The sequence below is a fragment of the Roseateles sp. genome, assembly GCF_965262435.1.
In the GTDB taxonomy this organism is placed as follows: Bacteria; Pseudomonadota; Gammaproteobacteria; order Burkholderiales; family Burkholderiaceae_C; genus Paucibacter_A.
This window is the reverse complement of record NZ_OZ253537.1, coordinates 1,343,851-1,357,273: the sequence shown is the minus strand read 5'-3', so window position 1 is coordinate 1,357,273 and position 13,423 is coordinate 1,343,851. Positions and strand designations below refer to the sequence as shown.

Annotated in this window: 11 protein-coding genes and 1 pseudogene; 5 read left to right on the top strand and 7 right to left on the bottom strand. The window is 62.8% G+C overall.

The window, feature by feature from the left end; genetic code table 11:
- Positions 1 to 19: 19 nt before the first annotated feature.
- The 5 genes from ACQY39_RS05890 to ACQY39_RS05870 all read right to left on the bottom strand — a co-directional run bounded on the left by ACQY39_RS05890 (position 20) and on the right by ACQY39_RS05870 (position 5,738).
- A complete protein-coding gene (locus ACQY39_RS05890; RefSeq protein ID WP_428504295.1) occupies positions 20 to 1,537 on the bottom strand; it encodes an FAD-binding domain-containing protein in 1,518 nt (505 codons plus the stop codon).
- A 102-nt stretch (positions 1,538 to 1,639) separates the two neighbouring features.
- Positions 1,640 to 3,232, bottom strand: a complete 1,593-nt coding sequence (locus ACQY39_RS05885) for an AbgT family transporter (RefSeq protein WP_428504293.1) — start codon at positions 3,230 to 3,232, stop codon at positions 1,640 to 1,642.
- 84 nt (positions 3,233 to 3,316) lie between these two features.
- Positions 3,317 to 4,153 carry a GDSL-type esterase/lipase family protein gene (locus ACQY39_RS05880; protein WP_428504291.1) on the bottom strand — a complete coding sequence of 279 codons (837 nt, stop codon included), beginning with the start codon at positions 4,151 to 4,153 and terminating at the stop codon, positions 3,317 to 3,319.
- 113 nt (positions 4,154 to 4,266) lie between these two features.
- Positions 4,267 to 4,524 carry a MoaD/ThiS family protein gene (locus ACQY39_RS05875; protein ID WP_428504289.1) on the bottom strand — a complete coding sequence of 86 codons (258 nt, stop codon included), beginning with the start codon at positions 4,522 to 4,524 and terminating at the stop codon, positions 4,267 to 4,269.
- Complete coding sequence (locus ACQY39_RS05870) at positions 4,521 to 5,738, bottom strand: glycosyl hydrolase (RefSeq protein WP_428504287.1); 1,218 nt, start codon at positions 5,736 to 5,738, stop codon at positions 4,521 to 4,523. The genes ACQY39_RS05875 and ACQY39_RS05870 overlap by 4 nt, the downstream gene beginning before the upstream one ends.
- Before the next feature lie 255 nt (positions 5,739 to 5,993).
- Here ACQY39_RS05870 and ACQY39_RS05865 point away from each other — a divergent pair, with 255 nt between their 5' ends.
- The 3 genes from ACQY39_RS05865 to ACQY39_RS05855 all read left to right on the top strand — a co-directional run bounded on the left by ACQY39_RS05865 (position 5,994) and on the right by ACQY39_RS05855 (position 8,365).
- Positions 5,994 to 6,161 carry a hypothetical protein gene (locus tag ACQY39_RS05865; RefSeq protein ID WP_428504285.1) on the top strand — a complete coding sequence of 56 codons (168 nt, stop codon included), beginning with the start codon at positions 5,994 to 5,996 and terminating at the stop codon, positions 6,159 to 6,161.
- Between the two features lie 191 nt (positions 6,162 to 6,352).
- Positions 6,353 to 6,931 (top strand): hypothetical protein, encoded by a 579-nt coding sequence (locus ACQY39_RS05860; RefSeq protein WP_428504283.1) that lies wholly within the window; start codon positions 6,353 to 6,355, stop codon positions 6,929 to 6,931.
- 528 nt (positions 6,932 to 7,459) lie between these two features.
- Complete coding sequence (locus ACQY39_RS05855; protein ID WP_428504281.1) at positions 7,460 to 8,365, top strand: hypothetical protein; 906 nt, start codon at positions 7,460 to 7,462, stop codon at positions 8,363 to 8,365.
- 497 nt (positions 8,366 to 8,862) lie between these two features.
- On the opposite strand, the gene ACQY39_RS05850 is transcribed toward ACQY39_RS05855, so the two are convergent.
- Positions 8,863 to 9,480, bottom strand: a complete 618-nt coding sequence (locus ACQY39_RS05850; RefSeq protein ID WP_428504279.1) for a hypothetical protein — start codon at positions 9,478 to 9,480, stop codon at positions 8,863 to 8,865.
- Positions 9,481 to 9,561: 81 nt separating this feature from the next.
- Here ACQY39_RS05850 and ACQY39_RS05845 point away from each other — a divergent pair.
- Positions 9,562 to 9,681: pseudogene (locus ACQY39_RS05845) on the top strand (IS3 family transposase); the annotation flags it as partial.
- 51 nt (positions 9,682 to 9,732) lie between these two features.
- Here ACQY39_RS05845 and ACQY39_RS05840 read toward each other — a convergent pair.
- Entirely contained in the window at positions 9,733 to 12,714 is a 2,982-nt protein-coding gene (locus tag ACQY39_RS05840) for a TrlF family AAA-like ATPase (RefSeq protein ID WP_428504277.1), read from the bottom strand.
- 311 nt (positions 12,715 to 13,025) lie between these two features.
- Here ACQY39_RS05840 and ACQY39_RS05835 point away from each other — a divergent pair, with 311 nt between their 5' ends.
- Complete coding sequence (locus ACQY39_RS05835; protein ID WP_263516443.1) at positions 13,026 to 13,421, top strand: GntR family transcriptional regulator; 396 nt, start codon at positions 13,026 to 13,028, stop codon at positions 13,419 to 13,421.
- Positions 13,422 to 13,423: the final 2 nt, after the last annotated feature.

Below are 13,423 nucleotides of genomic sequence, written 5' to 3'. Positions count from 1 at the left end.
GCTTGAGCGACAAGCGATATCAAAACAGGCGTTGCTGTGCCTCATCGGCGGCTGACGGCGGCTGACGCTTGAGCTTGGCCACCGGCCGGGCTGTGGACGGCAGGCCGCTTTTGCGCGAGCCATGCTTGTCCTGAATGCGCTCGGCCTCGGCCTGTGCCGCGGGGCTGCGCCGTTGGCCATAGAGGGTTTCTTTGGCACTGGCCAGGGCGGCGCGTTCGTCGACGATGGGCGCGGGGTAGGCCGCTGTGCCCAGCTCGGGCAACCAGCGGCGCTGGTACTCGCCCAGCGGGTCGTGCTCGCGCGCCTGCTTGGCGGGCGAGTAGATGCGCAAGGTGTTGATGCCGGTGGTGCCGGACTGCATCTGCATCTGGCACCAGTGAATGCCGGGCTCGAAGTCGAGGAACTGCCGGGCCAGGAACAGGCCCGGTTCGCGCCAATGCAGCCACAGGTGATAAGCCGCAAAGCTGACCAGCATGGCCCGCATGCGGAAGTTCAGCCAGCCGGTGGCGCGCAGCTGGCGCATGCAGGCGTCCACCATGGGATAACCCGTCCGCCCCTCGCACCAGGCCTGGAAGCGCTCGCGGTCATCGCCCTCCAGCGGCGTGCTCTCACCGGGGCGCAGGCCATCGACGGCGCGGGCCAGATTGCGCCACTCCAGCGCCGGCTCGTCCTCCAGCTTTTGCATGAAATGGCAGTGCCAGCGCAGACGGCTGGAAAAGCCGCGCAGGCCGTAGGCCAGGCTGCGGTCTTCCGTGCTGGCGATGCGGCGCTCGGTGGCCTGGTGCACCATGCGCATGGAGATGGTGCCGAAGGCCAGGTGGGCGCTGAGCCGGCTGCAGCCCTCGGCGGCGGTGAGCGGGCTGGACAGCGCGCTGCGGTAGTCGCGCCCGCGGCCATCGAGAAAGCTGCCCAGGGTCTGCCAGGCGGCGCGCTCGCCGGCCGGCGTGGCCGGCACGGTGCTGGGCGCGAAGCCCAGGTCCTGCAGCCCGGGCAGCGGGGTCGGTCGCGAATCCAACCAGGGCTTGAAGCCCAGGGGCCGCGGTAGCGGCGCCGCATCCATACGCTGGGCCCAGAGCGCGGCCCAGCCGCTGCGCGATTTCAGGCGCCGCACCACGCCGGTTTGCGGCCACTCTTGCCATGCCACGCCGCGGGCGCGGCACCAGCGGGCGACTTCGATGTCGCGAACATAACTCCAGCCCGTGCCGGTTTCCTCGTGGCTGAGCAGATGGCTGAAGCCCAGCTCCTGGCGCAGCTGTTCCAGCACCGCCACGGCCGAGCCCACGCGCACGATCAGGGGCAAGCCGATGCGGGCCAAGTCTTGCTGCAAGGCTTGGGCACAGGACAGCAGGAACTCGACATGACGGGCCTCGCACTCGGGGCTCTGCAGCCACTCGGGCTCGATCAGCAGCAGCGCCGCCGCGCGCTCGAACTGCGCGGCCTCCACCAGCGGCGCATGGTCGCGCAAGCGCAGGTCGCGCTTGAACCAGACCAGGGCGGTGGGGGTGGTGGGGTGGGTGAATGCGGTCGGGGGCCTCATGCGGGGCCGCGGGGGTGGCGTTCGTGCCACCCCCACAGCGGCCCGCAGACTAGCGCGAAAGCCAAGGCCTCGGGGCCGGCGGGGCTTCCGCGGCGCCCGCCATCAAGGCACGGGGTAGACGTAGCTGGCGCCCACGCCCAGAGGGAAGCCCAGGGCCCAGAAGCCCAGCAGGAAGGCCGTCCAGCCGACCAGCAGGGCCAGCGAATAGGGCAGCATCAGCGCGATCAGCGTGCCGATGCCGGCGCCCTTCACATACTTCTGGCAGAACACCACGATCAAGGGGAAGTAAGGCATCAGGGGCGTGATGATGTTGGTGGAGCTGTCACCCACGCGATAAGCCGCCTGGGTCAGGTCGGGCGAGATGCCCAGCTGCATCAGCATCGGCACCATGATGGCGCCGATCAGCGCCCACTTGGCCGAGGCGGAGCCGATCAGCAGATTGACCACGCTGGTCAGCAAGACCATGCCGATCAAGGTGATGCCCGTGGGGAAGGCCATGTCCTTGAGCCAGCTGGCGCCCTTGATGGCCAACAAAGCACCCAGGTTCGACTGACCAAAGGCGTAGATGAACTGCGCACAGAAGAAGGCCATGACGATGTAGTAGCCCATGCCGCTCATGGCCTTGCTCATGCCCTTGACGATGTCGGCATGGCTTTGGATGCTGCCCGAGGCATAGCCGTAGACCACACCCGGGAGCAGGAAGAACACAAAGATCAGCGCGACGATGGACTTCATCAGCGGGGCCGCGGCCGCCGCCAGCTCGCCCGCCGGGCTGCGCCAGGCCGAATCGGCCGGCAGCACCGCCGCCACGAACAGGCCCACGGCCACCAGGGTGGCCAGGCCGGCCATCAGCAGGCCACGCTTTTCCTTGGCGCTCAGGGGCTCGATCTTGGGCAGCTCGGCCGGGTCACCGTCCACCGCCGTGCTCTTGCGCAGGCGCGGTTCGATCAGCAGATCGGTCACCGCCCAGCCCAGCAGCACGATCATCAGGGCCGAGGCGGAGGTGAAGTAGAAGTTGTTGAGCGGGTTGATGACGATGGCCGCCGCGCCCGGGTCGGCCGACAAGCGGGCCGCCACCTGGGTCAGGCCGGCGAGCAAGGGGTCCAGGCTGGACGGGATGAAGAAGGTGGCCGAGAAGCCGCCCGACACCCCGGCAAAAGCGGCCGAAATACCGGCCAAGGGGTGGCGCCCTGCGGCATAGAACATCACGGCGCCGAGCGGGATGACCAGCACATAACCGGCATCCACCGCGACATGGCTGAGGATGCCCACCGCGATCAGCACCGGCGTCAGCAAGGCGCGTGCGGTGACGGCCAGGATGGCCCGCAAGCCGGCGTTGATGAAGCCGGTGTGCTCCGCCACGCCCAGGCCCAGCATGGCCACCAGCACCACACCCAGCGGCGCGAAGCCGGTGAAGTTGGTGACCAGGCCCGAGGCAAACGCGGCCAGGGCGGCACCCGAGAGCAGGTTCTTGATGGCGATGGGTTGCTGGCTGCGCGGGTCGATGTCTGTGAACTGCATGTCCGACATCCACCAGGACAGCAGCCAGACCAGGACCATCAGCAAGGCAAACAGGATGGCCGGATCGGGCAACTTGTTGCCCAGGCGCTCGACGACGTTGAGCGCGCGCGCCAGCGGCGACAAGGGAGGGTTGGCCGCAGTCGCGGGCGCGGCGGGCGGAGTGGGTGAGGTCATGATGTGTGGGGCTCAAAGCCCTTGAGGTTCAAGACAAAAAAGTCTGCCGGCCCGGCCAATCCGCCGGGCTGCAGTCGGCGGCGATCATGCCAGCACGTCGGCCCAGACGACAGCCTGTTTTTTCCAACCGCGCGCATTGGGGTGGATTTCATTCTTCCAGTCGCCGCTGCTGCCGGTGCTGCCTTCCGCAGCGGGCTGCAGCTGGCCCGAGGTGGGCACGGCCTGCACGCCGGCATGCGCCTGGGCCCAGCCCTGCACCACCGCGTCGATGTCTCTGAACAGACCGCGGGTGAGCGTGGGCCAGAGCACGGGGTCGATCTGGTTCTTCACATAGGCCCGGTAGAGCCAAGGCCCGATCACGCCGTCCAGAGCGGGCGCATTGCGCGCCGTGGGGGTGTCATAGCCGTTCAGGAACAAGGGCGTGTCGGCATTGAGCGGGCTGTCGCGCAAGGCCTGCACCATGGCGCTGAAATTGACGTCCAGGTAATGCCGCAGCAGGCTCAAGGCCTCGGGCCGCACGCAGGCATAGCCATCGCTGGGCAAGGGCTGGCCGGCCATATCGCGCAGCAAGCCCTTGCCGGGATTGGGGTCGCGTGCGGCGTCGATGAAGTCATTGCCCCCGGCGCTGAAGAGCACGCCGTCAAAGCGATGCTGGCGCAACCACCAAACGTAATCGCCTTGCATGGTCTGCTCGATCCGCTGCAGGGTCTGGCCCGAGGTGGAGATGTTGATGATCAGGCAACTCTGACCGCGCCGATTGAACTCCTGCACCAGGTAGTAGGGCAGCGAGCCCTGGGCCAGGGCGCTGGCGTCCATCCAGGAATCGCCCTCTGCCAGGTAGGTGCGCTGGAAGGGGCCTTTGCGATCAACTCGTTCGGGGTGAGTCAGGTATTGCGCGCCGCTGATGAGAACTGAGCTCATGAACACTCCTCCTCGTCGGGCCGCACAGGCCCTGTTTGTTCGGAGCGCACAGCCTCCGGCAAGCGCCATGGCTGCGCCAGACGGGCTTTCCCCAGGTCGGGGTGGAGGCTGACTCAGCCGCCGCTGAGCGCCAACACCACGGCCACGAAGTCGTCCGCCACCAGCCCATGCTGCATGTCGCGCACGCCCAGGCCGTTCACGAAGATCCGCATATTGGCGCGCAGCTGCCCCTGCTCATCGACCACCCGGAAACGCAGGCCCGGGTAGCGCCGGTCGAGGTCGGTGAACAAGGCGTCCAGGGTCGCGCCCTCGGCCTCGACCTGCAGCTCGCGCGTGTAAGAGCGCAGCGCGGCCGGCACCATGACCTTCATGCCAGCTCGGCCACTTCGACCGCGTAGATCTCCGGCAGATGGCGGGCGATGTTCTGCCACTTCGCGCCCTCCTCGCGGCCGATCCAGAGCTCGCCGCTGGTGGTGCCAAGGTAGAGCGCCGGTTTCGCCTGCGCATCCACCGTCATGGCCTGCCTCTTGATCGTCCACCAGGCCTGGCTCTCGGGCAGGCCCTGGTCCAGGCGCTGCCAGGTCTTGCCGGCATTGCGAGTGATGTAGGCGGCAGGCTGGCCGCCGGGGGCGGTGCGCGGCCAGACGTCTTGCCCATCCATGGGGAAGACCCAGGCCGTGTCCGGGTCGCGCGGGTGCACCACCATGGGAAAGCCGATGTCGCCCACGCGCTTGGGCATCTTGCGGCCGATGCGCTGCCAGACATCGTCCTTGGCCCGGCCCGTGCGGTCCAGGCGGTAGATGCCGCAGTGGTTCTGCTGGTAAAGCCGGTCCGGTTGCGTGGGGCAGATGCGCAGGCAATGCGGGTCGTGGAAGGTGATGGTGCTGGGGTCAAAACCGCCGACCACCTCCATGCCCTGGACCAAGGTGCTCCAGCTCGCGCCCCCGTCGCGAGATTCATGCACACCGCCGCCCGACATGCCGAAGTAGAGATGCTGGGGGTCGCGCGGGTCGACGATCACGGAGTGCAGCTTGGGGCCGTCGGGCGTGCCGTCCTGGGCCGAGCCCATCCATTCACGGAACTGCGCGCTGTCGTTGACCGAGGCCAGCGGCGCCCAGCGCTCACCGCCATCGTCCGAGCGGAACAGGCCTTGCGGCGAGGTGCCCACATACCAAGTGCCCGGCTCGCTGGCATGGCCCGGCGTCAGCCAGAAGCTGTGGTCGACCGAGCGACCGGGCAGGCTGCTGCCAGCCGATGGCGCGGCAAAGGCGGGCGGCTGCGTCGCCTCCTTCCAGCTGCGGCCCAGGTTGGTGGAACGAAAGATCGTCGGGCCGAGGTGGCCGGTCTTGGCGGCTGCCAGCAAGGTGCGGCCATCTCGTGGGTCCAGCATCAAATGGCTGATGGTGTGGCCCAGGAAATGCGGGCCGTCGACCGTCCAGCTCTTGCGCTTGCCATCGCTGTGGAAGAACCAGGCGCCTTTGCGGGTGGCGACCATGAGCAGCAGGCGGGTGGCCGGGGACGAGGCGGATCGGGCGCGAGCCGCCCCGGGTTTCTTGGCGGTGGCTGCGGCTGACGTTTGGCTCATGGCGGGGCTCCTTTTCTTTCCGGTGATGTAGGGGGCTGCGTGACAGGAATAGCCGCAGGCAAAGCTGCGGTCAGACCACGACGAACGGCGGTTTGCTAAATCGACAGGCCGCTGGGGAAAAAAGTAGCAAGAGGAGAGCCGCGCCGTCGCGCGCAGAGCAAGCAGTCCAACCGGCTCATTCTGGGCGCCGTCCGAGGACGCCGTCATGCGCGTTTATGCCAATGCCTGACCGCCTCGGCCGCCTTCCATCAAGCCATGGGCTTCGAGCTGAGCTCGCAGTTCAGCGACGAAGGCGGCACCGATATCAACTGGGTGCAGGATCTTGGCTTTATGAACGCCCGCGACCTATCCAACCCGGACGGCAAGCTCTGGGGGGCGTTTTCTTGGGTAAATCCGGTAGGCGCGCCTGAAACGGCGCGCTGAAACGGGCCATTGCTCGTTTGTGCGTCGACAGTCGCGCATGCTGCGCCAGATCGCTGGAAACTACGGTAGCTACTTGCATCTGAGTCCTCAATCTGCTGCCAAGGCGACTCTCCGCAGCTCAGACATAAAGTTATGTGAAACTCCGCTGCAATGACTCACTGACCAGCGAAACTCACCAACTCCGAAATTCAATGAGCCGACAAGCGCAGCCGATTGAGCCGTTCGAATTTTGGGTTGAACGCCCCAACCTGCCATCAGGCAGGAAACTCTTTCGTCCATTGCACTATTGCTTGGCGCATCGATTTCTCCCGGCCGCACACTTTAAAAAGCAAGGCGTGGCTGAAGCAGCGTTCGAATCAAGTTTGAGTGAGTCTGCGCTCATGGATCAACTTTGGCGATGGGCTGCAGACCAATGCATGGATATCGAGGTTTGGTCCAGATTCGAAGTATTGGCTGCCTCCGGATTCAAAGACTACCTCAGCGTTATGGCAACCACCTCCAGCCGCCATCTGCTTTCGCTGCCACAGCACGATGTTTGCTTGCTCGTAATGCCTCCCGCAATCGCCGTTGCTGAGGCAGTCTATGTCGCGCTATGCCGGCGCAAGCATTCAGCTCACGAATCAACTTACTTCGCGCTAGAGCGATCACACCAACCGGACACCACTTTTTTCACTGAGTGGAAAAGCAACGGAGTGCACGAAAACTTGGGACCCTGCGCGCAAATCTCCAAAGATGAGTTTGCTCGCGCAGTGATTGCCCGCCTCGGGTGAAGCGCCCCGGACCCGCTCGCTCTCGACTCATTGGTACGGAGGGAAGGGCAGGTCAGGACTGCGCAACTACATCGACAAGGCCGACTGCCACCTGTAGTTAGTTCGCCTTGGCGATTGGTCGCAAGGCACGGTGACCGCATGCAGGTACAGCCGCACTGGCCACTGCCGTATGGGTGCCGCGACCATCGAGCCGACTGGTGGAGCGGCCTACACCGTCGTGTCGGTGTGAAATCGGTCACCAACGGAGTACGCCAAATGACGGAACCAACCATTAGCGGGCTCTTCAGCCGTCAGCACGGGAACCCGTACGAGACACCGCTGCCGGTTGACCTGCTGGAGAAGAAGCGCTACCGGCAGGTCATTGCCGAGGCGAACAAGCCGAAGCTACGGACTCGAACTAGAAGCCGGTTGGCTGACAGGTTACGACGATACTCCGCTCACTCAGGCAACACTTGATCGCAGATGAGCTTTTTCGCTAACCGGTTTGTCGCACGAATCGCCCTCATACTCGCTGGGTGCGCTGCTGCAATGACCACCGTTGCGTGCTGCTGGCCCGCAATCGCAGCTTGGTACACGGCCTTGCCTGAACCGGTACGCGCCGCGCTGGTAACGGGCTTTTGCACAGTCAGCGCCGGTGCAATCGGCGCCGCTATCGCGTTTGGTGGCGTTAGGGCAGCGAATCGAAGCAGCCTTGATCGGCTCTCGTTGCAGCATCAGCAGGACACCGCCGAGGCAAAACTCCAGCGCGACTTTGCGCGGGAAGAGAAGCAGGAGGATCGCAAAGGGCAGATCCGTCGGGAGGTCTACCTGCATGCAATCGAGAAGATCAATGCTGCAGTTGTGGCTCCAGCGCGTTTGTTGGAGCGCCCGATCACAGACCGAGAGAACGAAGACGCCCCGCTCCAGGAATTTCTCACTGCTAACGCAAAGGTTAGGCTGGTGTGCGAGGCGCCGGCGCTGGCCCTCTCATTCGAGACTACATCCGTCGTCTCTGAGTTTTATTTCAGAGGCCTCCAGCTGGGCGTCCCGATCCGGGAGCAGATGATCTACATGCACAAAATCCGTGCCGATATCCTTCAAGCCAAAGAGGATGCTCGTCGCCTTCAGATTGCATCGGATGACCTATATGCGACCGGAGAAAGGGACAGTGAACATCCTCTGTATGCCGCCACCGAAGAGAGGCGGAACTACGTGGTCGGATTAGAGAAGGCCCGCGACGAGATGATTGCGGATCTTGTGCCGCTGCGGCGGCAGTTCTACTTGGACAACGACGCAGCTAACACGAACCTCCAGCTATTGCTGGCGAAGTATCAGTCCGCACTGCGTGAGGAGTTGCACCTCGAAGGAAACGCGGAGCAGGCCATGGCGTCGGTGCTAGAGATGCGAGAACGGGCGCACAAGGCTTTGGGCATCGACAAATGGAAAGCTGAATAGGCCTGACGGCGCTCAGATCGAGATTGCCGTCGGCCGCCTTGACCTCTTCACCGAGGCGGGCCATTTACGTGAACGTCATCCTGGTCAAACAAGGTCGGTTAGGTGCGCCACTAAGCTGACGTTTGCGAGCGCCCGCTCATGGCCGGCAGCGCTGCTCGGCCAAGACCAGGCACCGCCCTGGCAGCTCAAAGTGTCGGTTTGCGCTGAAGATTGAACTGGGACTTCCATCAAATCCGGTACTTAGCGATTTTTGTCCCGTCGAGGCCTGAATCCGTGTCTCATTGAAGTTTGAATTCGCGGCTTTTTGTCTCGTTGAAGTTTGAATTTTCGCTTGAGCTTGGCCGTCTACTGCCGCTCGCTTCAGGCCGGGCCGCGAACACCTACGCTAACAAGCTGACCGTCGAACTGCGATATTCGATCCCGCAAAGCGGTCGCTCAACGTTTGACTTGAGCGGCCCGCCGTAGGCGGGTCCGTTTGAAGGAATGCTTAGATTGCATCATGGCAAGAGGCTCTGCATGTCGCTCAAGTAGGTGGCATAGCTCTTCCAGCCAAGTACGCTCAGTACCTGCTTTGCTCGACTCTGATACGCATGGACTGTCAGTGAGAACTGCGCTCCTTGTTCATTCTCAAGCGTATTGAATAAGTCCATAACGGAATTGTTGAACTTCCCTTCCTCGTAGTGGAGCGCTTGATTTCGAGCCTGCCAGATGACCTCCTTCAATGAGGCGGTGCCGATCTTGCGGCCCTCGGGCGCCGCTGCTAGGCCGCCGTGAACCACAGAGATTCCTTGCTTGGCAATCTGGAGAAGCGCGCCCGCGATTGCCTGGATTGCTTGCTGGTGCGTGCCGATGCTAGCTTGGAGAGTCGCGAGTTGACGTTTCAGTTCCTCCGCTTGTTGGTACGCCTCCGCCATTCGAGCGAAGGCGCCCATCACGTAAGCATCTGAGAAGTCGTCATTCAAATCGCTGGACTCAAAATCCCACTTGTGAACACTCAATTGAGCTTCAACGCCTCTTAGTTGAGCAGATAGATCCTCCAGCTTGTTTTCCTCTTCGGTCGCAAGCTGCAGAAGATTCCGCGAAGCGAATTCGGTGTCGGCGATGTACTGATGCATGATGGGCTGTGCAATCTAGAAAAGATGGCTTCGCGATTTCGGGCGGCCCGACTCCTGCGATGCCGTAGGTGGCAGGCGACGCGAGGCGAGGCACGGGCGGAAGTGCTTGACTACATCGAGTGGTTCTACAACCCAACTCGGCGTCATTCGACCATCGGTTATGTCAGCGCGGTACAGTTTGAGCAAGCTCATCGAGCTTAGGTCGGTGTCCACGGAATCGGCAGCAGCCCATTTTGCTCCCATGCCGTTCGCCTACACCGTGACGCGGAGCCGCTTTGCACGCTCTTGGAAGGCTCGCTTGCCTCCCTCAAGAATCGAACAGACAGCCTCACGGATCTGCGGATCTTCGAGTCCTCCAGAGGTGTAAATCATCTTTGGGAGTTGGCCTGGCACGTGGCCACCACTTCGCGCAACGATGACCTGGTCCGCATCGGTGTTCACAACAAGGTTCGCGTTGTGCGTGACGATGATGACTTGTCGCCTTTGTGTAGCTCGTTGGAACTCGACCACCAACTCGTCATAGATCGACTGCGGATCGAGGTTCTCTTCAGGTTGGTCGACGATCAACGGTCGGTCGTCCTGGGAATCGACCGCCAAGTAGAGCAAGAGCAACACGATGCCGCGCGTGCCAGGCGACAGGCGCTCGATGGGCACACCGTCAAACTCCAGGCCGTAACTCACGCGGATGTGCTTGGTGCTGAACAGCCAGGCGGATACTTGGGGCAGCCATTCCTTGCTCTCGATATGCGAGGGGCGGTGATTCAGAAGGTCCTGCCGGTGCGACTGGACGAACTGCAGCAGGGCGTCGCCGGCTTCGGTCGCACCACCAGTGCGCCACGCGTCGCCGAGACTGAGCTCAGCCACGGTCTTGAGCCCACCTTTGCCCCGGAAGGCACCACTGGCCCTAAGGTCCATGAGGGCCTCTCCGGCATCGCACCAGGCGTCGATATCGACGTCGCGCCGCACCGTGAAGGAGAGTTTGGACAAGGACCCTGGTGCCGCGGAGATACGTGCCTCTAGAGGTTTGTACAGATCGGCAAGCTCCTTCTCCTCTTCGATGATCGCCTGGAACACGCCAACGTAGGCGTTGCGGCGCTCGTGGCGCAGCTTTTCGATGCGCTCTTGAGCCCCTTCGGCTTTCACGATATCGGCCTCTAGCTTTGTCAGCTGGGCCCTGACCTTGTTGACCCGATCAAAGATCGCCTTGTAGCGGCGCGCGTTAGCAGCGTCCATGCCGATCAAGTTCCGCAACCGCGCGAGTTCGCGCTCAAGGAGGCCCAGGGTATGCCCCGCCAGGTCGTCCGCCTCAGGAATTAGCGGGACGTTCGGATCAGGCTGCTGGGCGGTTGGCAGCACCTGCGAGACTTTGCCTTCGATCGAAGCTAAGGCGCACTCGGCCGCAGTGGTCCGGGCTTGTAGCAGCGAATCGATGTCGCCGGCGAACACCAACTTAAAATGTGCCCAGTCGGCCGGTTGAAGCCCCGCGTCAGCACACTCATCCATTAGTGCATCCAGCAACCCTGGTAGCACTTCCTCGCGCAATCGCGCGACCTCCCCGGCCAGCCCGATCAACGCATCGCGTTTGCTCCTGGCTTGCAGGACCTTCACTCGCTTCAGGCGGACCGCCTCTGCCACTACGTCGTGGCGCGCCGTTCTTCCAGCGTCACCCTTGGGAATGAGCGCCTTCATGTCGGCCTCGTCCTTCGCGATCGCTTTCCGCTTCTCGTCACGTTCGCGCTTCAGCGCGCCAAGGCCGTCCCTACGAAGCTGCTCCGACGCCATTGCCGACGAACAAGACACGATGGCAGCAGCGTGCTTGTCACGAAGACCTCTGGCAACGGCTAGACGCTTATCCAGCAGCCCAGAGAAATTCGACTCCTCGATCGGGTTCAACTCGGCGTGTGCATCGAACACAACGCGTTCGATCTCGCGGACAAGCGGATCTTCAAGACCCTCAGCGCTGCAGAGCTGGTCGACGAACTGCTGGGACAAATACTGCACGTGCTGAGCATCTAGCAAGTCCTCCACCTCCAGCATGGAGAACTTGTTGGCCGTCTCGTCGCCGGACTGCCAAGTGAGTCGCGCCTCGGAGTCCTTTAGATGACTTTTGGCGCGGCGAAGGAACGACTTGTCGCTCAGGTGCGATGAGGCGGCACAGCCGCCCATGGCGAGCATGTCGGCCAACGCCGTCTTGCCAGAGCCACGTGCACCGATGATGGCGATAAGACCAGGATTCAACTCCATCGACGACGGGGACATCCAAGGAGCGTTGGTCACCGACACAGACCGGATGACATTGCTCGGGAGGGAGCCCGCCGGCGGCTCCTTGCCAATCATCACGCGGCCGGCTGGGTTCATGCAGGCCTGGCGCAGGGTCTCGAACGTCGGCGCCCCCTTTAGCCAGCAATAGCGGTCCTTGGCCGGGTTGCCGACCTGGCCGTACGAATGCGCGTCCGACCCATGAAGGCAAGGTTTGACCCCGTTCCACTTGGCATTGAGATCAGCCAAAGTCGCAGGACCCTCGCCGAGATAGAAGGCAGCCATCTTCGGGTTGCCACTGAAGATGATTTGAGCGAATGCCTCGATGCTGACGCGCATTGCCGCGAATGATCCTGCCGGATCGCGCAGACCTGAGGTGCCGTCGCCTTGGCCGGCGGCTACTGCAATCAGGCAATTGTTTCGAAACCAATCGTTAGTGTCCCAGGTCTGCTGCAATTCCTCGAACGAGACCTTGAACTGATTGACACCGGCGGTCAGGGCTGCGCGGTCATCTGCAATGGTTGGATCGTGCCTTCGACCTAGGCGAATCAGGTCCGCCCGTTCGCACCGAAATTGATCCTTCAAGTACTTGAAGGTGAAACCTGCCATCAGCCCCCTGATCCGGCTGACATGGTCGCTGTCCTCTGTTGAGAACAAAAGGTGCGCGTTGACAGCAGATTCACTGGACGTAGCAATGGACAGGCGGATCTCGATGTTTGGGAAGATGAACTCCACCCCTGGCATGTGCCCAGCTGCTCGTTCAGCGCAGGCTCGTTCGTAGGTGTCTATCAGGTAATAGTCGGTGATACCCAGGACTCGAAGCGGCGGGTCTTGAACTTCCACACGCTTGAAGAATTCCGCCCATGGATCAGAGCCAGCGTACTGGTCATTCATCGATGTGCCGGGCGCATGAATATGCGGGTCCCAACGGTGCCAGAGCGATCCACGACTGCTGTCGACTTGAGCTGTGCGCATCTTGTGCTTCTCTCCCTAAGTGATTCACAGAAGTAGTAGTTTCAGGGAAGAGGTCATGTTCACGGGAAACCACCACACACGCAGCCAGAGCAATGTCCTTGGCGGGGCATCTTCGCCCTCTACAACTCGCTCCACTGAGGCTGGGCCGATCAAGTTCCAAGTTCAGCGCAAATAGTTCCAAGTTCAGCGCAAACCGACACAAAGCTCAGCGCAAACCAACAACCGATCCCCACGGTTGACCACAGCTCCGCTTCATCCTCCCTTTTCTGCAGTCTGTCGCGCACGCCTTGGGCCGCCCCGGTGGCCTTGTTATGGTGTGCTACATCAGCAACACACCGGCTTCGGCCTTCACCGATATGCAAACCTGGAACGACTCAGCTCCCATCTACCAGCAGTTGGCCGATCGCCTGGCTGTGCAATTGCTGGATGGTTCACCGCCCGAGGGCGAGGCCCTGCCTTCGGTGCGCCACCTGGCCAGCCAGTATGTGATCAACCCCCTGACGGTCACCCGCGCCCTGCAGGCCCTGGTCGACACTGACTTGATCGAGAGCCGCCGCGGCCTGGGCATGTTTGTGCGCAGCGGCGCCCGCGAACGCCTGCTGCAGGCCAAGCGCGAACAGTTCCTGCACACCGAATGGCCGCAGCTGCGCGACAAGCTGCGCCGCCTGGGCTTGAGCGCCCAAGATTTGAACTGGGAGGCGAAATGAAC